At 70.5% G+C, this 421-nt stretch carries 1 protein-coding gene; it reads right to left on the bottom strand.

Annotated features, from left to right (window positions below; genetic code table 11):
• Positions 1–247: 247 nt before the first annotated feature.
• On the bottom strand, positions 248–421 hold a 174-nt coding region (locus CJ177_RS46535), incomplete at its 5' end, for a gamma-glutamyl-gamma-aminobutyrate hydrolase family protein (RefSeq protein WP_179443482.1).

Genomic DNA, 421 nt, shown 5'->3' with positions numbered 1-421 from the left:
TGTTCACCGACCCCCCAGCGGCGGAACGACAGATCGAACTCATCCTCGGCGTGCTCGACGCCTGGATGGCCGCCCACGTCGGCGATGCCCCCGCGCCTGCGGCCCCGGCCCCGGCCCCGAAGACGGCCTCGCCCGAAGAAGCCATGCGCTCGCTCGTGTCCTGGGTGAGCGTCGAGTGAAAACCGCTCTGACCTGAAAGTAATTGTCGGCCGCCACCCTTCGGTGGCGGCCGACAGTCTTCCCCGAGTCAGATCCGCCGGTTGCCCTCGGCGACGATCCAGCTCAGCGCCGGATCGTCACGTTCCATCCACTCGGGATGCCACTGGACACCGAGCACCGCGGCCCCCGGCAGCTCGACCGCTTCGACGACGCCGTCGGCCGTGCGCCCCGTGACCACCAGGCCGGTCCCGCAGCGGTCGAC

This window comes from Rhodococcus sp. ACPA1 (assembly GCF_002300195.1).
In the GTDB taxonomy this organism is placed as follows: Bacteria; Actinomycetota; Actinomycetes; order Mycobacteriales; family Mycobacteriaceae; genus Rhodococcus_F; species Rhodococcus_F opacus.
Note: the sequence above shows the minus strand (reverse complement) of the source record. Positions and strands in the feature narration are given on the sequence as shown.